This window comes from Vibrio sp. Vb0349 (assembly GCF_033338975.1).
Genome location: NZ_JAWOTS010000001.1, coordinates 535,549 through 560,189 on the forward strand (window position 1 = coordinate 535,549; position 24,641 = coordinate 560,189).

The window sequence follows — 24,641 nt, forward strand, 5'->3', positions numbered from 1 at the left end:
CATTATATTCTCAAATCAACTCGTCCAATAAGAGTTAAGAAGTCATAGCTTTGGCTTCTAGCTCTTTTGCTCCGCGAAGCATCGCTTCGATTAGTTCTCCTGCATTGAATTTCTCAAGTGCCTCATGCGCGCCAACTTGGTGAGCTCTGTCTACACAGATTTCGCTCGATAACGATGTATGTAAAATGCGGTATGAATGGTTCAGAGAGGAATTATTCTGAACTTCAAATGCTAATTCATAACCGTCTAATCCGGGCATTTCAATATCGCTGACCAGAATATCAATTGGGCGATGAGCCGCAGCGTCACTTTTCATCAGTTCCAATGCATCTAAACCATTTTTACAGATTTGATACCCAATATTGATGCTATCGAGTGCGTCACACAGCTGTTTACGAGCGATGGAAGAGTCATCCACCAATAGAATACTGAGTGCTTTTAGGCGTTCTCGCTCAATATCTGTCAGCATTGGTATCTTTGAATTCTCGTACTGCGGATAAATTTTGGAAAGTAGCAGCTCCACATCCAGCATTTGAACAGTTTTGTCCTCGTAGCGAGTAATTCCAGTCACGAAAATATTTTTTCCAGCGCTCGGAGGTGGCGTTTCAATAGCTTTCCAATCACACTCAATGATCTTCTCTATACTACGAACCATAAACGCAACCACGGTTCGCAAGCAATCTGTCACGATCAAGTAGCAGCTTTTATATTCTTCTTCACTAATAGGACGAAAGCCAACAGCCGCTGACATATCGATCACTGGTACTGTTAAGTTACGTATCGTAACGGTTCCAATGACGTGATGATGCGAGTAAGGGATCTTTGTCGTTGGCATGTACGGGACGATTTCACGGACTTTTAGCGTACCGATAGCGAAACTCTGTTGCAGGGTGAGCTTAAACATCAACATGCCCTGAGATTGATTCGCTTTGCTAACGACTTTTGCCATGAAAATAACCTTATAAATACCACCGAATTGTGTCTAATCTAATCTTATCAGACGAAGGCTTCAACCATCGGAGAGACAAATGTGAGCTTTTTAGACAATCTTTTAGAGAATAGTGATTAACTGAGCAAAACTTGTTTGTATTTTAAACTCATTATGTAGACGATTTTATATTCCTCGTGTATTTGGGCCTTTACCGCTGAGCTATTATTAAGAAATGTTTGGTCTGTTAAAAAGGATTGGGTACACTTGCGCGACCAGAATAGTGAGAGATAGATCAATGGCAAATACAGCAGCCGCATTACATATTCTTGTGAAGCACAAAGAGCAAGCGGAAGACATAATCAAGCAACTGAAAAAAGGCGCAAAGTTTCAGACATTAGCGAAGAAGTATTCAACTTGCCCGTCAGGCAAACGCGGTGGTGACCTTGGTGAATTCCGCCGTGGTCAAATGGTACCTCAATTCGACAAAGTGTGCTTTTCTGGCGAAGTGTTAACGCCGCATCTAGTTAAAACCAAGTTCGGTTGGCATGTTGTAAAGGTGCTTTACAGAACATAAGGCTTGGTATCGACCTAAACATTGTCAGATGAAACCCACAAGCATTAAATATCATCTGTACGGTCTCTTTTCACCAATCACTACCGTTATGACATGGCAGATACATTCTGATCTGCCATGCTCCACCAAACGCCAATCTTTCCAAACTAGAAACTCATTTATATGCAGTTAACTTGGCTTTTCTCATAAGTTGTTATTCTATTTCAAGCTTTGATATGAGGATACGTTTGCCGGTTGTATCAATTATCAATGCTATTCCTTGCTGGCGAACTTTGGTTCATGTTCGGGCGCCATTCGCATATGATAGCGACCTTATAAAAATTAATCCTGTTCATAATTTAAGATGTCCCTGACTCATAAAGACTATTTTAAAATCGCATTTCCTTTCATCGTTTCTACTGTTACCCAACCATTATTGGGGGCGGTGGACACCGCGGTGATCGGTAAACTCGGTGTGGCTGAGATGATTGGTGGTGTAGCGATAGGCACCGTCATCATGAATACCTTGTATTGGCTGTTTGGCTTCTTCCGCGTCAGTACTACCGGGCAAAGTGCAATCGCATTAGGTAAAAATAGCCCGGAAGATCAAGCGAGCAGCTTATTCCGTCCTTTCGTGCTTTCGCTCTGCCTTGGCTTGATTTTCATTGCGTTGCAGTCCGTGATTTGGATGGGGGCAGAGCTGATTATCTCCCCTGATGCAGTTGTGGCAGAAAACGCTAAGATTTACTTCGATATCATGATCTTTGGTGCGCCATTTGTACTGCTGAACTACACCGTGATTGGTTGGTTGATGGGGCAGGCGAAAGCCAAAGAAACCTTGTTCACGCAAGTGTTTGGTAACGTGCTGAACATCGTGCTGGATATCGTCTTTGTGTTGTACTTCGATATGGGCATTGCTGGCGTTGCGGTAGCGACACTTATCGCGCAAATTTCGACGTTTGTTATTGGTGCGGTGCTGGTGTTGAAAACCTGTCGCTTCCCGCTGTTTGATTACATTCAGACCGCAAAAATGACGCGTAAAGATCTCAAAGTCATCGCGTCTTCCAATATGGATCTGCTGCTTCGTACTGTGTGTCTATTGGTGTTCTTCAACATGATGGCGCGTGTAGGCTCTCAGCTTGGTTCTGATGTGCTTGCTGCGAACGCAATCTTGATGCAAGTGACCTTTATCGTCAGCTACATGTTCGACGGTGTGGCGAATGCGTCGAGCGTCTTTGCAGGTAAAGCAGTAGGGCAGAAGAATAAGACATTGCTTGATAACGTGATTAAGCTAAACACGCAATGGACCGCAGCGTTCGTTGTTGTCTTGACCTTGCTGCTAGTGCAGTTCAAACACCAAGTGGTGTCGTTATTTACCACTTTGCCAAATCTTGTTGAGCTGTATTTGGACATGAGCCCTTGGTTATTGGCATTCCCGTTGGTTGCTGGTTTTGGTCTTACGTTTTACGGCATCTTTACCGGTACAGGGACGACGCGACCAGTGCGTAACTCTACCTTTCTAACCATGGTGTTGTTCTTAGTGACTCAATTTATTGCGGTGCAATATTGGGGCAACCACGGTTTATGGCTGGCATTCACGTTGTTCTACGTTGGGCGCTTTGTCTTCTTGTTTCCATACCTCGGTCAAGTTAAACAAAAGTGTCTTTAATACACACTGTCACAAATGACCTAACTTAGATGTTCTTATCACAAGGGGGGGGGGGGAGCTATCTGCCCTTGTTGATAAATCTGAAAAAGGTGATGAAATAACCTTTCCGACTGGTTTCCTTGCTTTAACCCGCATGATATTATTTGTGATGTTATATTATTACATTTAGTTTGATGCCGTGATTTCTCAACCAATACTCTCCGTTAATAATCTCAGCCTTACAGACTCAGAGCGTACACTCTTCAAAGACATTTCTTTTGAGCTGTCTCAAGGTGAAGTTCTTGCCATTATGGGACCTTCCGGCATTGGTAAATCCATGTTGTCGAAAGCCGTCGCAGGTTTTTTGCCGTCTGATATTTGGGTAGACGGAAGTATCCAGCTTAACAGCAGTGAAGTCGCACAAACTGTCATGCTGCAACGTAGTCAATTGCAGCGTCCCGCGGTCATTTTCCAAGATGCACTTAAAGCGCTGAATCCATTGGCGTCTGTCGAACAACAACTGTGTTTGGCATTGACGGGCAAAAAAACGCGCTTGTCTTCAGCAAACCGAGACACCGTGACGACCTTGTTGTCTCAACTCGGATTTGCGGATCCAAAAGCAGCATTAGCGCAGCATCCAAGCCAGTTATCTGGTGGTCAGCGCCAGCGTATTTGTATTGCGATTGCGTTGCTTGGTAGTGCCAACTTGATCATCGCTGATGAGCCCACCAGTGCGCTCGATCCAATCACCGAAGCGGAGATCCTCGAGTTGTTTCGCAGTAGTGTTCAGCAACGCAACATCAGTGGTTTGTTGATCACGCACGATCTATCTGCGGCTTTGGCGTGTGACAAAGTCTTGGTGATTGCGGACAACACCATGGTGGCTTATGGCGCACCATGGCAAGCCATTCAGCAAAGTTCGCATCCTTTCTGCCAACAACTTGCGCAACTGCTGCCTTAACTTCATCTCTGGAGCCTATTTTGACTAAGCACAACTTGAGCGGGCACACGCAGCCTAAATCGGCGGAAGTTCGCTTTGAGCAAGCCAGTGTTCACTATTACTCCAAACCAAGTTGGTTAGGGGGCAAACCGTTTAAAGCGCTCGAACAATTGGATCTTGCCATCGACACAAAGAACATTGCGATTGTTGGTCCTTCTGGTGCCGGTAAATCGACCTTGATTGAACTTCTGTTTGGTCTTCGTAAACCCACATCTGGTGAAGTGTATGTGTGTGGCTATCCGCTATCGCGTAGCTCGGCTAAGCAGCGCCAAGAGTTGTGTCAGCACATTCAATTGATTCCGCAAGAGCCGCAATCGAGCTTGAATCCTTATTACACCGTTCGCCAGATCTTACTGGAGCCGCTAAGCAACATTGGTTTGACGCAAGAGCTCAATGAGAAGGTGGAAAAGGTCTTGGTGGATGTCGGTTTGGATCTCACATTGCTGGATCGCAACCCGCAGCAATTATCAGTTGGGCAAGCGCAACGTGTGGCTATCGCCAGAGCTTTGATTGTCGAACCTTGCGTGTTGGTTGCCGATGAGCCAACCAGCAGCCTAGATCCCGTCAGTCGTAAACAGATTCTCGACCTGTTGGCATGCATTCAAAAGAGTCGTCAGATGCGCCTGATTTTGGTGACACATGACCTCGATGCGGCACAAACCCTATGCGATGAAATCCTAGTGTTAGACAAAGGACGCGTTGTCGAGCACGGCACAGCACAGAACGTGACAAATAACCCATCACACTTGATCACGAGAGCCTTGATGAGCGCTCAACACAAAAGTAATGAATTCACAAAAACCATTGGAGAGGTTTCTTATGCACCTTAGTACTCCCAAGTTAGCTTTGTCGCTGGCTTTAAGCGCACTGTTGACGGGTTGTTTTGACTCTGGCGAAAGCAAGCCAGAAGCGGAAAAAGCAGCTGCACCGCAAGCAACGGAAATTCGCGTTGCCATGATGCAACCACCACGCACAGGTTTGTCGCCACTTTCAGATGACGCGTTCAAACTGTCACGTTGGAGCACAGCAGAAACGCTAGTGAACCTCAACGATCAGTCGGTAGCAGAGCCAATGCTGGCAACAGAGTGGGAACAAGTTGATCCGATGACGTGGCAATTTACGGTACGTAAGGGCGTGAAATTCCACGATGGTTCTGACCTTGATGCAAACGCGGTTGTGAACTCTCTACAAAAAGCATTAGATGCCGCACCAAAACCACGTATTTTGGATGGTATCGAATGGCAAGTTCGCGCACTGGACGACTTCACTGTTGAAATCAAAACGACCTTTAACGATCCATTGTTGCCAAGCCGTCTATCTAGCCCACAGTTAGCGATCCTTTCTGGTGCTGCATACCAAGAAAACGGTCGTGTTGTGCCAATCAATGCGGGTACCGGTCCATTCGTTCTGACAGAAATCAACGGTACAACCAGCGCGAAACTGAAGCGTTTTGATGGGTACTGGGGCGAAAAAGCGAAAGTAGACAGCATTTTTGCTGAATACGTACCAAACGGTTTTGCTCGTGCTGCTGCACTACGTACCGGTGAGGCGGATGTCGTTGAAGCGGTTCCTGTATCGCAAATCGCGATGATGGAATCTTCACAGCTGCACGAAGTCGCAATGCCGCGTACTAACACGCTTTACCTAAACAATAAATCAGATGTGTTTAGCCAGTTCGGTTTGCGTAAAGCAGCAGCTCAAGCGGTTAACCGTGAGCAAATCATCAAAACGGTTTACGAGAACCACGCCGACTCAGCGAAAGGTTTGTTAGGTCCTGCATTGGCATGGGCTCAACCAATTCGTGACGCGAACCCTCGTATGGAAACCATGGAAATGCGCCACGCGAACGGTGAGAAGATCACCATCGGTACATTTACCGACCGTGCTGAGTTGCCAGAAGTAGCGGTGCTGCTAAAGCAACAACTTGAAGCGGCTGGCTTTGTGGTTGAACTAGACGTTCGTGAATATGCACAAATCGAAAACGATGCACTAGCAGGTAAGTTCGATGCGTTCTTGTTGTCACGTGCAACAGTGCTGGATTCTGGTGACCCAGTGGCGTACATGCAAAGTGACTTTAGCTGTAAAGGTTCTTACAACCTAGGTCAGTTCTGCTCTGAAGAAGTGGACGCAGCATTGAAACACGCTGATCGTCAACCATTGGGTGAGAAACGCCAACAAGCGATCATCGAAGCAGAAAGCAAAATCCTTGAGCAATACGCTGTGATTCCACTGCTTCACGAGCGTGTAATCCAAGGTGAGAGTGATCGCGTGAAGAATGCACAACGTGACCCACGTGAGCGTCGCCTGATCGACCAGTTTACTGAGGTGAACTAACTCGATGTCGTCTGTTGCCAACATGCGCTCTCGTTGGAGCGCTTGTATGCCTGAATGGTTTACGCGTTTTTTGTCGCGCTTCCTGTCACTCGGGGTAGTGGTTGTGCTGGTGGGTTTGATGCCGGATATTGCAGGTATTGACCCAAGCCAATCAATCCTGCGTGCCCGTGCGGGTGCTCAACAATTGCTGACGGCGGAAGCTCTGCAAGCAATTCGAGAAGATCTTCAACTTGACCGCAGCGCTGCTGAGCGACTGTGGGATTGGTTGACGCTTGCCATGCAAGGTGACTTAGGTGTCTCTTGGGTGAGCGGGGCATCCGTCATGGAGAGCGTTCAACAAACCGCAAAAACGTCGCTATTACTGATGCTTACAGCGCTAGGCATGGCATTTGTAATGTGCATGGCGAGTGTGCTTTACACTGTGCGTCGTTGGCAACAGAATCGTTTAGATAAGCATCATGACACGCTCAGTTCGGTGTTGGTTTCATTGCCTGAATACGTGATTGCTTCGTTGCTGATCATGGTGTTTTCCATCTGGTTGGGCTGGTTCCCGCCTTATGGTTGGCAAGGTGTGCAAAACCTCTGGCTACCCAGTTTGGCAATGGCATTGCCTGCTGCTGGCTTGTTCGGGCGCTTGCTCAATGACAGCCTCAAGCGTGTACTAGATGAGCCTTGGGTGATCACTTGGCTATCGGCGAACGTCAGTCAGTTTCAAATCTTACGCTTTGCCTTGTGGCGTGCCGTTAGTAACTTGATTCCTCAAATCGCAATGACGGTGATTGGTTTAACCGGCGGTGCGGTTGCTGTGGAACAGGTGTTCTCCATTCCAGGTATCGGACGACTAATTTTAGGCGCGGCGAAGTCACAAGATCTGCCGATGCTGCAAGGTGGCTTGTTGGTGTTGCTGGTGTTCTCGATGTTGATCAGCAGTGCGAGCATCTTATTGCAACGTTGGTTACTCGGGCACAGTGTCACAAGTGGCAAGCTGATCAGCAGTCACAGCACGTTCCGTTTTACCCAAAGCACCACCAAACGTATTGTCAGTGCGACAATCTTTGCCTTGCTGATTGGTTGTGCGGGATGGGCGTTAATGCGCGATCCTTACACTATCCAATTTACCCGCCTTGAATCGCCAAGCTTAGCAGCACCGTTTGGTGCCGATGCGGTCGGGCGAGATCTGCTTGCTCGCGTTGGCGGCGGTATGATGTCGACAATCAAAATGGGCATCATCGCAACGTTCCTAAGTTTGGTGATTGGTTTGTTGCTCGGCTTCGTGACTCTTTATAGCCAAGGCTTAATTGAGATCACCAAAGGTGTGCCATACATTGTGGCGGGTCTGCTGATTGCTGGTCTAACGGGGATGAACCCAAACAGTGCCTTGATTGCGATTGTTATGGTGTCATGGGCACCATTAGCGGCGCACTGTGCAAGTTTGTTGATGGAAGCCAAAGCGCAGCCTTACACGCATCTTGCGCCCATTTGGGGAACCAGTCAGTGGCGAGTACTCCGTTACTACTTGTTGCCTTATGTGCTGCCGCCATTGATTCGTCACGCGTTTCTGCGTTTGCCATACATTACGCTCAGCCTGACGTCTCTGAGTTTTATCGGACTTGGCGTTAAGCCGCCAGAACCTGAGTGGGGCTTATTGATTGCGGAAAACTTGCCTTACATAGAGCGCTCACCATTAGGTGTTTTGCTGCCAATTTCAGGCTTAGTTTTGATGGCAATTGCGGTGAATTTGATTTTTGATGACAAGTGACGAGCAGCGATAAAGTGAAGTGAGCTTCCATATCCCAGATGTAATCAGTAATTTGGTAATTTAGAAAACAAGAGGATGTGTTTTCTGCCAGAAAGTACACAGCACGGTCTATGTATATTGGAAGCACCTATAAATTAACGAGTATAAAAGTTACGCGAACTCAGATGTTTAGGTAGTGTTACTCTTTATACACACGTAATCCTTTATCCGTTAATTCTTTAGTGACCACTTCGGATAGGTTTCGATCGGTAATAATTCCGTCCAATTGCTCGATGTCTAATGCATGAAAGCTCGCTATCTGACCGTATTTAGTTGAGTCTGAGATCAGATAATTGGTTTGTGCCGCCTTGATGATTGCTTTTTTAACGAGGACTTTATTTTCATTAGGTGTTGATAAGCCTTTCAAGCTCCAAGATGAAGTCGAAATAAAGGCGATATCAATATTTAGCCCATTCAAGAACTCTGCGACTTTTCCTCCAATGGTGGATTGGTTCTCGCGGTCAATTTTTCCCCCAGTGTGGTAAAGCTCACATTCACTGTGCGTCATAAGGAAAGCAGCAATAGAGAAGTCATTGGTGATCACTAAAAGATCATTACGATTTGCTATTTGATGGGCGATTTCTAGAGAGGTTGTTCCCGCATCCAAGTAAATCGTAGCGTCTTGACCAATTAACGTAGCCGCCAGCTTACCAATTTGAATTTTTTCATCCGCTTGTTGCTCGACCTTCGCATCATGGGAAAGTTCGGAATGTAGAGCTTGAGCGAGTTGCACTCCACCAGAAACAGAAACGACTTTACCTGAGGATTCAAGCTTCACGATATCACGACGAATGGTCATATGTGATACGCCAAGGTGGTCGGTTAAATCTGAAATGCTTAACACTTCTTGATGTGATAACAGGGATAATATGGTTCTTTGACGTTCTGCTGGGATCATAGTTTCACTTCTATATTCTTGTTTTTCAGTATCCTACCAATCTTTTCATTTGTTGTGAATATCTGTGAATTATGTTCTCAACGTTGTAAGAACAGCCTTCGCTTGTGTTAACTGCTCGGAATATCTCTGCCCATAAAGAGGTATATATCACGACATTGTTAATTTGTGTGAAAAAATGTGATTCAAAGCGAGGTCTTAGTATTAATCTTCACATATAATCACATCAACCAAACAAGAATTAACAAAGTTTAATAGACCAGAAGGCATTGTTTTTATGAGTGAAGTTCAATCTGTAGGTGTTATCGGTTTAGGCTCTATGGGAATGGGCGCCGCAAAGTCATGTGTGCGTGCAGGCCTAGATGTCTATGGTTTCGATTTAAATTCTCAAGCGCTTGAAGAGTTAGGTTCATTCGGTGCAAAAGCTGTTTCTACAAATGCAGTTGAGTTTGCAGATAAGCTTGATTCGGTTCTAGTTCTTGTTGTGAACGTAGCTCAAGTTAACACGGTCTTGTTCAAAACCGGTCTTGCTACAGCGCTTAAGCCGAATACGCCAGTAATGGTTTCAGCAACCATCTCAGCAGAAGACGCAAAACAAATTGAAGCGAAATTGGCAGAACACAATCTTGTGATGCTTGATGCACCGGTATCTGGTGGTGCTGCAAAAGCAGAATTAGGTGAGATGACTATTATGGCGTCGGGAGCGCAAAGCACATTTGATGCACTTGAACCAGTACTCAACGCAACGGCAGCTAAAGTCTACAACATCGGTGAAGCGATTGGCCTAGGCGCAACTGTGAAGATTATCCACCAATTGCTAGCAGGTGTTCATATCGCAGCTGGTGCTGAAGCAATGGCATTAGCGGCACGTGCAAACATTCCTCTTGACCTGATGTACGACGTGGTGACGAATGCAGCGGGTAACTCTTGGATGTTTGAGAACCGCATGAAGCATGTAGTTGATGGTGACTACTCCCCTAAATCTATGGTCGACATCTTTGTGAAAGATCTAAACCTCGTATCGGACACAGCAAAAGATCTCAAATTTCCACTTCCTCTATCAAGCACAGCACTAAACATGTTTTTGAGTGCAAGCAATGCTGGTTTTGGCCAGGAAGACGACAGTGCCGTTATCAAGATTTTTGATGGTATTGAGCTTCCAGGTGTAGAAAACAAACAGAAGTAAGCGCACGTAAAACGGAGAAAAAATGATGTTATTAGGCGTTATCGCAGACGACTTTACTGGCGCAACAGACATCGCAGGTTTTCTTGTAGAAAACGGCATGCGCACAGTTCAGCTTAACGGTATTCCAAAAGAAGAAATTGATGTAAACGCAGATGCGGTCGTGATCAGTCTTAAATCTCGTTCCTGTCCTGTAGATGAGGCAATCGAGGATTCAGTAGCTGCGCTTAAGTGGCTGCAAGCAAATGGCTGTCAGCAGTTTTACTTCAAGTACTGCTCAACGTTTGACAGCACAGCAGAAGGTAACATTGGTCCTGTAACGGATGCACTGCTTGCAGAGCTAGGTGAAGCGTTCACCATTGTATGCCCATCATTACCAGTGAATGGTCGCACAGTTTACAACGGCCATCTATTTGTATTCCAAGACTTGCTAAGCGACTCAGGTATGCGTAATCACCCTGTGACCCCAATGACTGATTCAAGCCTAGTTCGTATGATGGATGCTCAATCTCAAGGCAAATCTGGCCTGGTGAACTTCCAAATAATTGAACAAGGTCCAAAAGCGGTAATTGAGCGCTTTGAAGAGCTAAAAGTACAAGGCAACCGCTATGCAGTGGTTGATGCATTCAATGCAGAGCATCTTGTCACACTTGGCAAAGCGGCGAAGTCTCTAAAACTGGTAACTGGTGGTTCTGGTTTGGCTGCGGGTATTGCTAAGAACTGGATAGAGAACCTTGAAGATCAAAGTGATGCGAAGCAAGAGGGGAACCCTAAAAAGGCACCAACCGTTGTGTTATCTGGATCTTGTTCTGTCATGACCAACCAACAGGTCGCTGTTTACAAAGAAAAAGCGCCACACTTTGCTATTGATGTGAAGGCGTGTTTGACGGAAGAAGACTACTCAAATCAAGTGTTTGATTGGGTCATGACCAACATCGAAAGCGAGTTCGCACCACTGGTTTACGCAACCGCAGATGCAACGGCGTTAAAAGCGATTCAACAAGAGTTTGGCGCGCATGCTTCAAGTCACGCGGTTGAACAGTTCTTTAGCCAACTTGCAGTTAAACTTCAGCAGCACGGTGTGAAAAATTTCATCGTTGCGGGTGGGGAAACCTCAGGGGTTGTAACCCAAAGCCTAGCCGTAAAAGGTTTTCATATCGGTCCTCAAATCGCACCTGGTGTACCTTGGGTGAAGTCACTTGAAGGCGAGCTTTCTTTGGCTTTGAAATCGGGCAACTTCGGCGATGAACACTTCTTTGCCAAAGCACAGTCGTTTTTTGAATAGGTGAAGGTTGTGATGAATAAAGAATTGATGACAGAACAACAACTGCGAGAGCAAATGGTCACTATGGCGCGCTCAATGTTTGAACGTGGCTATGCGACTGGCGGCGCTGGCAACCTTTCTCTAAAGCTGCCTAATGGACACTTTCTGGCAACGCCAACTGGTTCCTCGTTCGGCCGCTTGATTGCTGAAGAGCTTTCGGTTGTGGATATTGATGGCAACCATATCTCTGGTGAAAAGCCATCAAAAGAAGTCGCTTTTCATCTGGCGATTTATCGAAATAACTCAAAGTGTAATGCGATTGTGCATCTGCATTCTACTTACTTGACGGCGCTTTCTTGTCTTGAAGGTCTAGATCGCGAGAATGCCATCAAAGCTTTCACACCTTACTTTGTAATGCGCATTGGCGAACTGCCAGTGATTCCGTACCTGCGCCCGGGCGACCCTCAGATTGCTGAAGAACTTGCGCAGCGGGCTAGTGACTACAGAGCTTTCCTCCTGGCGAACCATGGTCCAGTGATCACGGGTACGGACTTTGAAGATGCAGTGGATAACGCAGAAGAGCTAGAAGAGACAGCGAAGCTAGCGTTCATTCTTAAAGAAAGCAACATCCGCTATTTAACGGATACTGAGATTCAAGACCTAAAAGGGAGAGGTAAGTAATGGCTAAATTCGCGGCAAATCTGACAATGTTGTTCACAGAAGTTCCTTTTCTAGATCGTTTCGAAAAAGCACACCAAGCGGGCTTCAAAGCGGTGGAATACCTTTTTCCATACGCATTCGAAGCGCAAGAACTAGCAAGCAAGATACAGCAGTTTGGTTTTGAGCAAGCGTTATTCAACATGCCTCCAGGTGATTGGGATGCAGGTGAACGAGGTTTTGCAGCTATTCCGGGGCGTGAGGATGAATTTAAAACGAGCGTCGAGACTGCGTTGATGTACGCCAAGGCACTGAACTGTAAAAAGGTTCACGCTATGTCTGGCATTGTTGATTCACGCTTCACTCGTGATCAGCATATTGAAACCTTTATCTCAAACATTCGTTATGCAGCGGATAAGTTTGCCGAACATGGTGTTGAGCTGATGATTGAGCCACTCAACAATCGCGATGTACCGAACTACTTTGTTGCACATCAACGTGAAGCGGTTGAACTCATCAAACAAGTGGCTCGTCCAAACGTGAAATTGCAGCTCGATCTCTATCACGCACAAATTATGGACGGTGATCTGAGTACGTTGATTCGCGATGTGGCGCCATACACAGGCCATATTCAAATTGCTTCTGTGCCTGAAAGGCACGAACCATCGGAAGGCGAACTGAATTACCCACACCTATTCAATGTTTTGGATGACTCTGGTTACCAAGGCTGGATCGGTTGTGAATACAACCCAAGGCATAGCACGCAGCTAGGCCTTAGTTGGGTTAAACCATACCTATAACAATTTTAATTTCTATCCATAAATAACTTGAAACCAATTACAAAAACAAAGGGTCGTGACTATGAATATTATCATAACTGGAGGGGCGGGTTTTCTCGGAACCCTACTTGCCAAATCACTACTAAAAGAAAACAAAGCTGAAAGTATTACTATTGTCGACATTCAAAAGTCGCGCTTAGAGGGCATTGATGACCGAGTCGTTTCTTTAGTCATGGATATGACAAAGCGAGAAAATATAGACCAAGTTATTACTGCCGAAACGACACACATTTTTCATTTAGCGGCAATTGTATCGAGCCATGCTGAGCAAGATTTTGATTTAGGTGTAGCTGTAAACCTGACGACCACACAGTTATTGCTTGAGCGTTGCCGTAAAGTAAACCCTAATATTCGTTTTACGTTTGCTTCATCTTTAGCTGTCTTTGGTGGTGATCTTCCGGAAACGATTACACCAATAACAGCACTTCATCCTCAGTCATCCTACGGGACGCAAAAAGCCATAGGTGAGTTATTGGTTAACGACTATGCCCGTAAAGGCTTTGTTAAAGCTGTATCCGTACGTTTACCGACTATTTGTATTCGCCCTGGGAAACCAAACCTTGCCGCTAGCTCTTTCGTAAGCGGAATTATTCGTGAGCCTTTGAATGCTCAAGAATCAAATTGTCCTGTAGACCCTACGCTAAAACTTTGGATATCGAGCCCGTCTAGAGTGGTGGACAATATTCAATATGCAGGGCTAATGCCTTATGAGCAGTTAAATAATCTGTCCTATAGAACGCTTAATTTACCTGGTATTCAAACTACACCAGCTGAGATGATTCAAACAATGGACACTCTAACGGGTAAACAACTTTCTAATTATATTACCTATGAGCATGATGCGGGTATTGATCGTATTGTGAGTAGTTGGCCACAAAAAATTGATTGTACTAAAGAACTGGAGCTTGGATTTAAAGCAGACAGTAATTTCAAGGATGTATTACAACAATTTATTTCTGTTAACAATATGGAGATTGTCTAATGTTACCAACCTCAGTAATTGGACTAATAGTAGCCGTATCAGTCCTTGTTTTTCTTGTGTTACGTACAAAAGTACATGTGTTAATTGCGATGTTAATTGCGGCATGTATCGCAGGTATTATTGGTGGGTTAAGTGTTGACGACACGATTGCGACCGTTAGCAAAGGATTTGGTGGAACATTAGGCGGTATAGGGATTGTCATCGGTCTCGGCGTTATGATGGGGGCTATTTTAGAGGCTTCTGGAGCAGGAGAAAGTATTGCCTATAATTTTATAAAGTGGTTAGGAAAAAAGAAAGAAGAGGCCGCTCTTGCTGTAACTGGCTATATTGTTAGCATCCCAATCTTTGTGGATAGCGCGCTTATCATTCTTTATCCAATTGCGAAGTCTTTGTCAAAAACGTCCAATCGCTCGATTTTAACGCTTACGGTTGCTCTGGCGGGCGGCTTGGTCGTAGCACATCACGCTATTCCGCCGACTCCAGGACCTTTGGGCGTTGCTGGTATCTTTGGTGTCGATCTTGCCAGCATGTTAGGTTTTGGTTTGATGATCGCAGCGCCTTGTGTCATGGGTATTGTTTGGTATGCAAGATGGTTAGAAAAGCAGTTTCCTGAATTCATTCCAACCGAACATTTCTCGAAGTCTAGTGAGCAACTGATTAATGATCACAAAGAGTACATTGCAAGTAAAGAAGCGAAAGACCTACCATCTTTAAGTAAATCTATCGCTCCAATTATTATCCCTATTTTACTTATACTTGCGAAATCAGTTATGGGTTTATTAGAGGGGACTTTCGGTTTCGAAGGGCTGACTGCAACAACATTTGGTCAATTTATCGCTTTTATCGGCAGCCCTACTATTGCACTATCAATAGCGACGTTACTAGCGGTTTACACATTGGGTAATAACCTTACCAAAGAAGAAGCGAATGAAAAGATGGAACAAGGAATCTCCACTTGTGGCATCATTTTGTTAGTAACAGGAGCTGGTGGCGCGTTAGGTGCCGTATTGCGTGAAACGGGTGCGGGCGCAGAGATTGCCAACCAAGTTGCAGGGCTTCCTATTTCTGCGGTTATGATTCCATTTATTATTGCGACGTTAGTTCGTATTATTCAGGGCTCTGGTACAGTCTCCATGATAACCGCTGCTTCTATATCTGCCCCAGTTTTAGTGAATATTCCTGACGTTAACCTTTTATTCGCAGCGACGGCAGCTACGATGGGATCTCTATTTGCTGGCTACTTTAATGACTCGCTATTCCATATTGTTAATCGATTAATGGGGGTGACTGAGGTTAAGAAACAACTCATTATTTGGACTATTCCAACAACAATTGCTTGGGCTATTGGTGGTTCATTAGTCATGATTCTTAACTTATTCTTCGGATCTCATGGTTCAATCTTTGATCCTGTGTTACCACTTGCTGTACTTTTGGGGTGTGTTGCATTTACAAAATCTTACAGCGCTAAGCACGTCGAATTACAAGAGGTATAAAGGTTTACTTGTACTCTTCCATAAAGTAAAAACCTATCACAATATGTATTTTTATCAGATAGTTTAGAGTTTTTTAATAATATGAACGGCCCTATGTTTGGGCCGTTTTAGTTCTTATAAATAAACTATTTAAATTGAACCGATATAGGTTCCGTTTTCAACTTAATCAATATGAAATGGAATTGTTATTTCCCGCTTAGTAAGAGATTACCTATAAAGGTTCTATTCGAGTTTAACTCTAGTGATTTTACTCTAGCGAAGTAGGGTTACTTTATATAAGAGTCCAGTACTTTTAATACGACTTCCATATCTTTTTCACGTTGAGTTTTGTCTTCCTCAAGTACGACGTGTTCAAGTAAGTGACCTTTAATTACTTCTCGCATCAAACCATTTACTGCTCCCCGAATAGCGGCAATCTGCTGCAACACATCTTGGCATTCATGCTCTTCTTCCAGCATTTTTTTAAGTCCATTCACCTGACCCTGTATTTTACTGACTCGAGTGTTGAGCTTCTTTTGATCTCTGGTTGTATGCGACATGTCTTATCTTCTTTAAGTTACGGGCCGAGTTATTCTAACTGATAATGTAGCACTCAATTTATACTGGGGGGTAGTATTTAATACTGGGGGGGAGTATAGTTTGCGATAAATTAGAATCAACAACAGAGAACAACAATGGATTTTGTCGCGTTACTACAACAAGGTAATGGGTGGTTCTTTATTCCCAGTGCCATTTTGCTTGGCGCCTTGCATGGTTTAGAACCTGGGCACTCTAAAACGATGATGGCGGCGTTCATTGTCGCGGTGAAAGGAACGGTCAAACAAGCCGTGATGCTGGGTTTAGCTGCCACACTTTCTCACACTATAATTGTATGGTTAATCGCTGTTGGCGGGATGTATATTAGCCAGAAATTCACCGCTGAAGCGGCTGAACCATGGATGCAACTTATCTCTGGGGTCATTATCGTGACAACCGGCGTATGGATGTTTTGGCGGACATGGAGCGATGAGCGAGCTTGGAACAAAGCTCAGGATCATGCTCGCGACTGGACGACGCAAGTTGTGGATACAGGACATGGGCATGTTTCGCTTTCGATTACACAGGAAGGGGAGCATCACCGTTTCCAGTTGCGAACACTCAGCGGTAAACCTTTAACTGCTGAAGGTATCAAGGTTTCGGTATCGAGTGATGGTTATCAACCTTCTGATATTTATCACTTTATAGAGCGTGATGGATACTTGGAATCGGCGTCTTGCATTGAAGTCTCTAATGGACTTTCTGTCACTTTGATCATCGGGCACCATGATCATACCCATGACTTTGATGTACATTTTCGTCCTGGTTCTCATTTAGAAAGCGAAGATAAGGAATATCAAGATGCTCACGAACGCGCTCACGCTTTAGACATTCAAAAACGCTTTGAGAATCGAGACGTGACGAATGGGCAAATTCTGCTGTTTGGATTAACGGGCGGTTTGATTCCATGCCCTGCTGCGGTAACGGTTTTGCTTATCTGTTTGCAGCTTAAGGCAATGACTCTTGGTGCGACATTAGTTGTGTCATTCAGTATTGGCTTAGCCTTGACTCTGGTTGCTGTTGGCGTTGTGGCAGCAGTGGGCGTGCAAAAAGCGACATCTAAATGGAGCGGTTTGAATGATGTTGCACGTCGAGCTCCTTACTTATCGGGCGTCTTGATCAGTGCAGTTGGTTTGTACATGGGTATGCATGGATACATATCGCTGACAAGTTAAACTCTGTGGTAAAGATTCTTTTTCTTTCTTTTTGCATTGGTAATGGCTTAATGCCTTGGTTTGCCTATTTTTCTGCCGATTTTTGATTGATAATCACTCGATCTGACATCGCTGCCATATCTACAAACCAAGTCATTCTCGCTTCATCAAGCATCTCGGATTACAACCGCTGCAATTGTGGCTCTAATATCTGAACCTGAGATACTAAATGATAAAACGGGAGCACTGACCACAGCGCTCCCGACGGCAAAACGCTAATTAGAACTCTTTTCTTTAATGTTCGATACCAATTTGGTCGCATAGTTAAATTTAACTATGCAAACGTTTCCTTTTGCGTACTCGTCCCTTCGCCAAACCTCGTAGAAATGTGACGTTTTGAAGACTTTTTTTCCTTCTGTCTAAAGTAATCGGGAACCAAGCAGATACATAGTTATAAAGTTATGTCTTGCTCTGCCAAACAGACCCAAAATGCAGTTTGGTTGGTTTTGGAGAAGAAAGGCTTAGCGCTCGATTAATGAGCATCAATTGAATTGTATTGAGACAATTATAATGAAAAGAATCATCTTATTAGCAGTCTGCGCCATGTTTGGTATTGCTGTCGTGGCGAGTATGGCATCAACGTACCTAATTTCGAGTCAGAAAATCGATGACATCATCTTAAACAAATCCCAAGTTCAAGCTGAGTTTCTAGCGGGAAATGCGAGTTATATTTTGGAGAACTCAGCCAATCCAATGCAAGATTTACAATCGCTTGTTGAGGGGCTGAAACAACGTTCAGACGTGAGTTATGCCGTTGTAATTGACCGTAACGTAACGGCAGTAGCCCACAGTGATAAGCACAAGCTGAACAAAACCTATAACGATGAATATACTGTTGAAGGCGCGACGAGAGGTGTTCAACAGTACTCAAAGTGGTATGCCGATGTCCAGAAAGTATGGGTGTTTGACATCATGGCACCAATTTATGTGGATGGTCAGTTATACGGTACTTTTGATATTGGTATTCCTATTACCGAAGTGAGCCAAGCGACGAATGGAATTATTACTTACCAGTTGATCTCTATGGTGGCGATCTTCGTTATGTGTGTTTTGATTCTGTCACTTCTGCTAAATAAACTGATGAGACCGCTTTCTACGCTTAAAGACGCTCTACAAGACATCTCAAAAGGAGACGGAGACTTAACCGTTCGTTTGCCAGCGAAAGGTAATGACGAAGTCGCGCAAATTTCTTCTGCTTTCAACGTTTTTGTTGGGAAAGTACATGAGATTATTACACAAGTTGTAAATACTGGTGTGGAGCTTAATAGTTCAGCTGTCGCTTTGCGTGGGCAATCTCAACAAGCGCTCACAAGAGGGCAAGAGCAGAACGAGCAAACCATGCTGGTTGTCACATCCATGAACGAAATGATTGCGACGGTCAATGAAATTGCCTCCAATGCTGCCGGAGCGGCAAATGCTGCGAGTGCAGCAAGTAATGAAGCGCAAGATGGCTACACGACGCTAGAAAGAACCAAAACGGCGATGACTAATCTTGAAAACGAGATGAACAGCACTTCCAACATTATCGTGAGTCTTGCTGAAAATACTCAGTCGATTGGTAGTATTCTAGAGGTGATTAGAGGTATTTCGGAGCAAACCAATCTATTGGCTCTCAATGCGGCTATCGAAGCGGCACGCGCTGGTGATGCCGGCCGAGGTTTTGCAGTAGTTGCTGATGAAGTTCGCAACCTAGCGACTAAAACGGCTCATTCTACCGATGAAATTGACAATATGATTCACCAGCTACAAACTGAAGCTCAAAGTGCGGTGAATTCAATGAGTAATAGTAAGACTCTTATTGAAGAAGGAACGGCAGAAACTGAGTTAGCTCGACAGGCTTTAGAAGCAATAGCTGCACAAGTGACGACTATTTCAGATATCAATACTCAAGTAGCAACCGCAACAGAACAGCAATCAACGGTAGCAAACGAAATTAATATGAACATGGATACCGTCAGCCACTCAGTGAAAAGTGCGCTAACAGCGAGTGAGCAACTAGAAGAATCAAGTCAACAACTCGCGGAGCTATCGCGAACACTCGATCGTCACGTAGGAGCGTTTAGAATCTAAACGCCAACTGACCCTCTTTAATAAAAGCCAGTAAATGTTAATTGCTGGCTTTTTTATTTGAGAAATCGAGTCTCAAATCGCTTAGCGGTGTTTGTCCTTTCTAGACGATAAAACAGAATACGATAAATTAGTTGAGTAAAGCTTAGCTAGGCGTTAAGTTTTGCGTTTTGCTTTAAATGTTCAACAAACATAGATATTTTCTTAGCTACATGTTTTCTAGACGAGTAAAAGGCGTAAAGCACTAAATCCTCAGGTTCGTACTCTAGAGTGACTATTTCTAGCTCACCATTTTTGATCTCATTTTGGCATGACTCAATTGGCAATATTGCGTATCCAAGCCCTGATAACGCGCCATATCTGGCGAGATGACCGCTGTTTACTTTGAATGAAGATTGCACAGTTTGAGTAATATGGCCCCCAACAGGGTTTCTGAATACCCATGGTGCACCATTTACTGCGGTAAGCGTCGTGATGCAGGGAACATGACTTAGATCCGTAATGTTGTAAGGGGTGGCGTATTTCTCAATTAGTTGAGGCGCGGCTAAAATGGCACTGGGCCAGCGTTTTATCTCTCTCGCCACCCAGTTACTGTCTGACAAAGTCCCTCTATGAAAACTCAAAATGACATCAAAGCTATCAATAACATCATCTTTAGGGTTTAGCGTTGTATCGCAAGACAAAGAGATTGACGGGTATTGCGTGCAAAAGGTGACAACCGCTTTGGCCAGTACAGGTGTGTCTGGCATAAGAATTCGCAGTTCCCCTGTTACCGTGTGTGAGTGGCGCGTTACCGTTTCTAGTGCGGCGTTGAGTTGCTCCAATAACGGACGAGTGCTGCTATAGAGCTCTTCTCCAGCCTCGGTAGGCGTCATTCGCCTTGTTGTTCTATTGAACAACCTAATGTTTAACTTTTCTTCAAGCAGGGCAATGTGTCGGCTGATATTTGATGTTGGTATATTCAAACACTCAGCGGCTCGCTTAAAGCTGTTGTTCTCATAAACACAGTGAAAACTTTTTAACCAGATTTGGTCAACGTTATCAAACATTTCATTATCCCACTTTATTGGATTATCAAGCCAGCATATCGCACTTTATCCCTGTACTAAGTTACATACAATTTTATTTACAAGTTTAAGCGAACAAACAACGAGATATCGCGCTAGAACGTAATCAATAGTGGTGAATTTATGAGCTGGTTAGAACGGTTATTTGAGAATAAAAATATAATAGGTTCGCGCAAAGCGTCTATCCCTGAGGGCGTTTGGACAAAGTGTCCTGAGTGTGAACAAATACTTTATCGTGCCGCGTTAAAAGAAAATTTGGAAGTATGCCCTAAATGCTCATATCACATGAGAATGGCTGCGCGTCAAAGGTTGATCTCTTTTCTGGACCATGGAACACAACAAGAGTTGGCAAGTGAGTTGGAGCCACAAGATATTTTGGGTTTTAAAGACTTAAAGCGATATAAAGAGCGAATTGCTTTAGCACAGAAAACGACTGGAGAAAAAGATGCGTTGGTGGTGATGGAGGGCAAGTTATTGGGGCTGCCTGTTGTTGCGTGTGCATTCGAATTCTCTTTCATGGCAGGCTCGATGGGCGCAGTGGTTGGCGAGAAGTTTGTCCGAGCAGTTGAAAGCGCAATTAATACAAAATCTGGGTTAGTATGTTTTTCCGCTTGCGGAGGGGCGCGCATGCAAGAGTCTTTGGTGGCTCTCATGCAAATGTCAAAAACCAGCGCCGCGTTAAACCACTTATCTGAGCACAGATTACCCTATATCTCAGTATTGACGGACCAAACTTATGGTGGCGTCTCGGCGAGTTTAGCCATGTTAGGAGACATCAATATTGGTGAACCTAAAGCAAGTATTGGCTTTGCGGGAAGACGGGTCATTGAGCAAACGGTACGTGAAAAGTTACCAGACGAGTTTCAGCGAAGTGAATTTTTACTAGCGCATGGTGCGTTAGATATGATTGTCGATAGACGTGAAATGCGCGATCGCGTTGGCCGCTTACTGGCTAAGTTAACTAATGCAAGAGTGACTTCAGAATAGGGGATGTTTGATTTGAAACTTACACGTGTTCAGAGGCGAACCTCACAAAGCGTTCATTTTGTTCGCTCCTTGGTTCTGTATTCATTAAGTTTAGATCCCGTGTCGTTCAATATGGTTCCACATCAAAATGGCCGCAGACTAAACCACAAAGTAATATGTATTCTCTCTGGCTAAATATTTGCTTTGTTTACTCATCGACCACTCTAAGAGGAATGCTTCTAATTCGGTGGCACATCTAGCATTAATGTTAATTTTTAATGCGCACTTGATTGTGTATTTTTGGGGTGAGTTGTAAACACAAACAGATGGCATCATGAGTCAAGCTATCAGTTACACTTTTTGACTACCTTGAACTCCACTGGAAAGGTTAAAGAGGAACGTTTTAGAACCATTTTCTTTATTAAGCGATAATTTAGAAAAAGGTAAATTAATGTTTTTATTGATAATTGTGAGTTATTTTGGGAGTGGGATTGCTCCCATTTAATTAGAGTAAAAGACCTATTTTTGGGAGCGGTTTCATAAATTTTATGACACTGATTTCACTGTTTGAGCTGTAAAGAATATAAACCCCCACTCAATGTATGTTAATAATCAATGAGTGTTGTTATGTCTCATATCCGTTTTTTCCCGCGCCATCGTTTGGCGCTTGCTTGTATGCTAGCGAGTGTGTCTGGCTTCTCTTTTGCACAAAATCAGTGTGCTGTTGCTGATTTACAACAATCGCGAGATCTGGCTACTGCCGTTTCTGGTGCTGAGTATGATTGCTACCACGCTTGGTTTTCAGCACCTTCAGAAACGCTGAATGATATCTATAGTGAAGCGAGCCTAAGCCGTATCCGAGTCGCGCTGGATCAAGAAATCGCTCGCTATCGTGGTGAAGCAGATCAAGCTCGTATTCTAGAGAACCTAGGCGAATTTATTCGAGCGGCCTACTACGTTCGCTACAACGCTGGTACTGGTACACCTGAGTTTTCGCAAGCGTTGAGTCAGCGTTTTGCTCAGTCGACGAACCTATTCCTAAACAACCCTCATGCTTTGGATCAAGGTCGTGAACAAGTTGGTGCAATGAAGAGCCTGACTTTGATGGTTGATAACGTTAAGCAGTTGCCGCTGACCATGGATAGCATGATGGCCGCGTTGATGCACTTTAATCGTGAAACCGCGCAGGACACGCAATGGGTCGATGGTTTAAACAACTTGTTCCGCTCTATGGCAGGCCATGCGGCGAACGATGCGTTCTACCGATACATGGCAAACAATACACACCATATTGATACGTTGGTGAAATTCGCATCTGATAATGCTTGGGCATTAGATACGGATGCAAGCTTTATCGTTTTCAATGCATTACGTGAAACTGGTCGTTTGCTCGCGAGCCCAGATCAGGAGACCAAACGCAAAGCATTGGCAGTAATGCAACAGGTGATGCAGCGTTATCCACTGGGTAGTGAGCATGACAAACTATGGCTTGCTGCCGTTGAAATGATGAGCTACTACGCACCAGAAGGCCTAAATGGTCTGAATATTGAGCAAGCCAAGCAAGATTTAGCTGCACGTGTAATGCCAAATCGTTTTGAATGTCAGGGACCTGCCATTATTCGCTCTGAGGATCTGACCGATGCTCAAGCAGCGAAAGCGTGTGAAGTGCTAGCGGCAAAAGAAGCCGACTTCCATCGAGTTGCGAATACGGGTAATCAACCTGTCGCTGATGATTTGAATGATCGTGTTGAAGTGGCGGTATTCGCGAGTAACACTAGTTACGTTGATTACTCTTCATTCCTATTTGGTAATACAACGGACAACGGTGGTCAGTACCTAGAAGGTGACCCTTCAAAAGCGGACAATACTGCGCGTTTCGTCGCTTATCGCTACGCGAATGGTGAAGATCTCTCTATCTTGAACCTAGAACATGAATACACGCACTATTTAGATGCACGATTTAACCAATACGGTTCGTTCAGCGATAACTTGGCTTATGGTCATATTGTTTGGTGGCTAGAAGGTTTTGCTGAATACATGCATTACAAGCAAGGTTACCAAGCTGCGATTGAGCTGATTGCAGATGGTAAACTGAGCCTTTCCACTGTGTTTGATACCACGTACTCTCACGATACCAATCGTATCTATCGTTGGGGTTATCTAGCTGTTCGATTCATGTTAGAAAATCATCCACAAGACGTCGAAAGCTTGTTGGCATTGTCGCGCTCTGGCCAGTTCGAACAATGGGCACAGCAGGTGACGTCTTTAGGTCAACAATACGATGCTGAGTTTGAACGTTGGTTGGACACATTAAAAGTGGAACCTGAGCAACCTGATACAGACCCAGAAGAGCCAACAGAACCAACAAGCCCTGAAGCACAAGTGACTGAATTGACGGCGAACCAAAGCCTTCAGCTTAGTGGCGAAGCATACAGCGAAAAACTGTTCTACGTTGATGTTCCAGCCAACACCGTTAACTTCAATGTATCTATTGAGGGTGCGGGTGATGCGGATCTTTACATGAGCTACAACAAAGTCGCGCATTACTATGATTTCGAAATGAGTCAATATGCTGATGGCAGCAATGAAGAGATTGTGTTTGAACCAGAGCAAGATGGTTACGTTAAAGCGGGTCGTTACTACATCAGCTTAACTGGACGTGATAGCTATGACTCAGTGAATCTTGTGGCTGCGTTAGAAGTGGAAGCGCAAACACCGCCAACCCAAGTGCAAGATGATTTAGCACCTGTGGTATTAGAGTCTGGTGAAGCCAAAATGCTTACCGTTCACAAGCAGCGTTATGCAGCAGTTTATGTGCCTGAAGGTGTTGAAGAGGTTCGTGTATGGCTAACGGCTCACTCTCAAACTGGTAATGTCGATCTATACGCGAGTAGGGAGCATTGGCCTACAGTAGAGCAGCACGAGTATGCGTCCAACTATGCAGGCAGCAATGAATACCTTGCGATTCCTATGACTGAAGCAGGGTACGTGCACTTCGCTCTTCAGGCTCCAGAGCAAGGCGATGACGTTGAAATGCTAGTGCACTTCAACTAAAAAATTCGATTAACTAAAGTCGAGATAAAACGTCGCTGATACAGCGACGTTTTTGTTTATATCGGACACGATTATAAACAAACAGCGGCGAATGCTAGTTAATCGGCTGATCTATCGAGT

At 44.6% G+C, this 24,641-nt stretch carries 20 protein-coding genes; 16 read left to right on the forward strand and 4 right to left on the reverse strand.

Annotation, left to right across the window (positions count from 1 at the left end):
• Positions 1–34 precede the first annotated feature (34 nt).
• Positions 35–949, reverse strand: a complete 915-nt coding sequence (locus R7Q47_RS02445; protein WP_005385059.1) for a chemotaxis protein — start codon at positions 947–949, stop codon at positions 35–37.
• Between the two features lie 214 nt (positions 950–1,163).
• On the opposite strand from R7Q47_RS02445, the gene ppiC reads away from it, so the two are divergent.
• The 6 genes from ppiC to R7Q47_RS02475 all read left to right on the forward strand — a co-directional run bounded on the left by ppiC (position 1,164) and on the right by R7Q47_RS02475 (position 8,225).
• Positions 1,164–1,505 carry a peptidylprolyl isomerase PpiC gene (ppiC, locus tag R7Q47_RS02450; RefSeq protein ID WP_080276970.1) on the forward strand — a complete coding sequence of 114 codons (342 nt, stop codon included), beginning with the start codon at positions 1,164–1,166 and terminating at the stop codon, positions 1,503–1,505.
• A 343-nt stretch (positions 1,506–1,848) separates the two neighbouring features.
• Positions 1,849–3,153: an MATE family efflux transporter gene (locus R7Q47_RS02455; protein WP_203345619.1), complete on the forward strand. Its 1,305-nt coding sequence runs from the start codon at positions 1,849–1,851 to the stop codon at positions 3,151–3,153.
• A gap of 178 nt (positions 3,154–3,331) precedes the next feature.
• On the forward strand, positions 3,332–4,093 hold the full coding sequence (locus R7Q47_RS02460) for an ATP-binding cassette domain-containing protein (protein ID WP_104976471.1): 762 nt from the start codon (positions 3,332–3,334) through the stop codon (positions 4,091–4,093).
• Between the two features lie 20 nt (positions 4,094–4,113).
• Positions 4,114–4,962 carry an ABC transporter ATP-binding protein gene (locus R7Q47_RS02465; RefSeq protein WP_104976472.1) on the forward strand — a complete coding sequence of 283 codons (849 nt, stop codon included), beginning with the start codon at positions 4,114–4,116 and terminating at the stop codon, positions 4,960–4,962.
• Positions 4,952–6,466 carry an ABC transporter substrate-binding protein gene (locus tag R7Q47_RS02470; protein WP_005441857.1) on the forward strand — a complete coding sequence of 505 codons (1,515 nt, stop codon included), beginning with the start codon at positions 4,952–4,954 and terminating at the stop codon, positions 6,464–6,466. The genes R7Q47_RS02465 and R7Q47_RS02470 overlap by 11 nt, the downstream gene beginning before the upstream one ends.
• Positions 6,467–6,470: 4 nt before the next feature.
• The gene (locus R7Q47_RS02475; protein ID WP_411912863.1) at positions 6,471–8,225 is read left to right on the forward strand and encodes an ABC transporter permease subunit; all 1,755 of its coding nucleotides are present in this window, start codon (positions 6,471–6,473) and stop codon (positions 8,223–8,225) included.
• A gap of 178 nt (positions 8,226–8,403) precedes the next feature.
• Here the strand turns inward: R7Q47_RS02475 and R7Q47_RS02480 are convergent, their stop codons facing one another.
• Positions 8,404–9,162 (reverse strand): DeoR/GlpR family DNA-binding transcription regulator, encoded by a 759-nt coding sequence (locus R7Q47_RS02480; protein WP_033906787.1) that lies wholly within the window; start codon positions 9,160–9,162, stop codon positions 8,404–8,406.
• A 274-nt stretch (positions 9,163–9,436) separates the two neighbouring features.
• Here R7Q47_RS02480 and ltnD point away from each other — a divergent pair, with 274 nt between their 5' ends.
• The 6 genes from ltnD to R7Q47_RS02510 all read left to right on the forward strand — a co-directional run bounded on the left by ltnD (position 9,437) and on the right by R7Q47_RS02510 (position 15,577).
• Positions 9,437–10,345: an L-threonate dehydrogenase gene (ltnD, locus tag R7Q47_RS02485; protein WP_033906788.1), complete on the forward strand. Its 909-nt coding sequence runs from the start codon at positions 9,437–9,439 to the stop codon at positions 10,343–10,345.
• Between the two features lie 25 nt (positions 10,346–10,370).
• Positions 10,371–11,627: a 3-oxo-tetronate kinase gene (gene otnK / locus R7Q47_RS02490; protein ID WP_154204425.1), complete on the forward strand. Its 1,257-nt coding sequence runs from the start codon at positions 10,371–10,373 to the stop codon at positions 11,625–11,627.
• A gap of 12 nt (positions 11,628–11,639) precedes the next feature.
• On the forward strand, positions 11,640–12,287 hold the full coding sequence (locus R7Q47_RS02495) for an aldolase (protein WP_195723059.1): 648 nt from the start codon (positions 11,640–11,642) through the stop codon (positions 12,285–12,287).
• Positions 12,287–13,063 carry a 2-oxo-tetronate isomerase gene (gene otnI / locus R7Q47_RS02500; RefSeq protein ID WP_005375365.1) on the forward strand — a complete coding sequence of 259 codons (777 nt, stop codon included), beginning with the start codon at positions 12,287–12,289 and terminating at the stop codon, positions 13,061–13,063. Before R7Q47_RS02495 ends, otnI begins: the two co-directional genes overlap by 1 nt.
• 61 nt (positions 13,064–13,124) lie before the next feature.
• Entirely contained in the window at positions 13,125–14,084 is a 960-nt protein-coding gene (gene denD, locus R7Q47_RS02505; RefSeq protein ID WP_064369125.1) for a D-erythronate dehydrogenase, read from the forward strand.
• Entirely contained in the window at positions 14,084–15,577 is a 1,494-nt protein-coding gene (locus R7Q47_RS02510) for a GntP family permease (RefSeq protein WP_005375369.1), read from the forward strand. The genes denD and R7Q47_RS02510 overlap by 1 nt, the downstream gene beginning before the upstream one ends.
• Before the next feature lie 266 nt (positions 15,578–15,843).
• On the opposite strand, the gene rcnR is transcribed toward R7Q47_RS02510, so the two are convergent.
• Entirely contained in the window at positions 15,844–16,116 is a 273-nt protein-coding gene (gene rcnR / locus R7Q47_RS02515; protein ID WP_005375370.1) for a Ni(II)/Co(II)-binding transcriptional repressor RcnR, read from the reverse strand.
• A 135-nt stretch (positions 16,117–16,251) separates the two neighbouring features.
• Here rcnR and R7Q47_RS02520 point away from each other — a divergent pair, with 135 nt between their 5' ends.
• Together R7Q47_RS02520 and R7Q47_RS02525 are read left to right on the forward strand one after the other, a co-directional pair.
• The gene (locus tag R7Q47_RS02520) at positions 16,252–17,328 is read left to right on the forward strand and encodes a nickel/cobalt efflux protein RcnA (protein ID WP_248486197.1); all 1,077 of its coding nucleotides are present in this window, start codon (positions 16,252–16,254) and stop codon (positions 17,326–17,328) included.
• 549 nt (positions 17,329–17,877) lie between these two features.
• Positions 17,878–19,437, forward strand: a complete 1,560-nt coding sequence (locus R7Q47_RS02525; RefSeq protein ID WP_248486199.1) for a methyl-accepting chemotaxis protein — start codon at positions 17,878–17,880, stop codon at positions 19,435–19,437.
• Between the two features lie 146 nt (positions 19,438–19,583).
• Here the strand turns inward: R7Q47_RS02525 and R7Q47_RS02530 are convergent, their stop codons facing one another.
• Positions 19,584–20,483: a LysR family transcriptional regulator gene (locus R7Q47_RS02530; RefSeq protein ID WP_213960801.1), complete on the reverse strand. Its 900-nt coding sequence runs from the start codon at positions 20,481–20,483 to the stop codon at positions 19,584–19,586.
• A 141-nt stretch (positions 20,484–20,624) separates the two neighbouring features.
• Here R7Q47_RS02530 and accD point away from each other — a divergent pair, with 141 nt between their 5' ends.
• Complete coding sequence (gene accD, locus R7Q47_RS02535; protein ID WP_213960800.1) at positions 20,625–21,488, forward strand: acetyl-CoA carboxylase, carboxyltransferase subunit beta; 864 nt, start codon at positions 20,625–20,627, stop codon at positions 21,486–21,488.
• Positions 21,489–22,094: 606 nt separating this feature from the next.
• Complete coding sequence (locus R7Q47_RS02540; RefSeq protein WP_318088577.1) at positions 22,095–24,521, forward strand: M9 family metallopeptidase; 2,427 nt, start codon at positions 22,095–22,097, stop codon at positions 24,519–24,521.
• The last annotated feature ends 120 nt before the right edge of the window (positions 24,522–24,641 follow it).

Bases quoted from the DNA above. Each gene is read 5' to 3' on its own strand.
- R7Q47_RS02525 (WP_248486199.1), top strand. From the start codon at position 17,878: ATGAAAAGAATCATCTTATTAGCAGTCTGCGCCATGTTTGGTATTGCT.
- R7Q47_RS02495 (WP_195723059.1), top strand. From the start codon at position 11,640: ATGAATAAAGAATTGATGACAGAACAACAACTGCGAGAGCAAATGGTC.
- R7Q47_RS02530 (WP_213960801.1), bottom strand. From the start codon at position 20,483: ATGTTTGATAACGTTGACCAAATCTGGTTAAAAAGTTTTCACTGTGTT.
- R7Q47_RS02475 (WP_411912863.1), top strand. From the start codon at position 6,471: ATGTCGTCTGTTGCCAACATGCGCTCTCGTTGGAGCGCTTGTATGCCT.
- R7Q47_RS02480 (WP_033906787.1), bottom strand. From the start codon at position 9,162: ATGATCCCAGCAGAACGTCAAAGAACCATATTATCCCTGTTATCACAT.
- R7Q47_RS02445 (WP_005385059.1), bottom strand. From the start codon at position 949: ATGGCAAAAGTCGTTAGCAAAGCGAATCAATCTCAGGGCATGTTGATG.
- rcnR (WP_005375370.1), bottom strand. From the start codon at position 16,116: ATGTCGCATACAACCAGAGATCAAAAGAAGCTCAACACTCGAGTCAGT.
- otnI (WP_005375365.1), top strand. From the start codon at position 12,287: ATGGCTAAATTCGCGGCAAATCTGACAATGTTGTTCACAGAAGTTCCT.
- R7Q47_RS02455 (WP_203345619.1), top strand. From the start codon at position 1,849: ATGTCCCTGACTCATAAAGACTATTTTAAAATCGCATTTCCTTTCATC.
- otnK (WP_154204425.1), top strand. From the start codon at position 10,371: ATGTTATTAGGCGTTATCGCAGACGACTTTACTGGCGCAACAGACATC.
- ppiC (WP_080276970.1), top strand. From the start codon at position 1,164: ATGTTTGGTCTGTTAAAAAGGATTGGGTACACTTGCGCGACCAGAATA.
- ltnD (WP_033906788.1), top strand. From the start codon at position 9,437: ATGAGTGAAGTTCAATCTGTAGGTGTTATCGGTTTAGGCTCTATGGGA.
- R7Q47_RS02540 (WP_318088577.1), top strand. From the start codon at position 22,095: ATGTCTCATATCCGTTTTTTCCCGCGCCATCGTTTGGCGCTTGCTTGT.
- R7Q47_RS02510 (WP_005375369.1), top strand. From the start codon at position 14,084: ATGTTACCAACCTCAGTAATTGGACTAATAGTAGCCGTATCAGTCCTT.
- R7Q47_RS02470 (WP_005441857.1), top strand. From the start codon at position 4,952: ATGCACCTTAGTACTCCCAAGTTAGCTTTGTCGCTGGCTTTAAGCGCA.
- accD (WP_213960800.1), top strand. From the start codon at position 20,625: ATGAGCTGGTTAGAACGGTTATTTGAGAATAAAAATATAATAGGTTCG.
- R7Q47_RS02520 (WP_248486197.1), top strand. From the start codon at position 16,252: ATGGATTTTGTCGCGTTACTACAACAAGGTAATGGGTGGTTCTTTATT.
- denD (WP_064369125.1), top strand. From the start codon at position 13,125: ATGAATATTATCATAACTGGAGGGGCGGGTTTTCTCGGAACCCTACTT.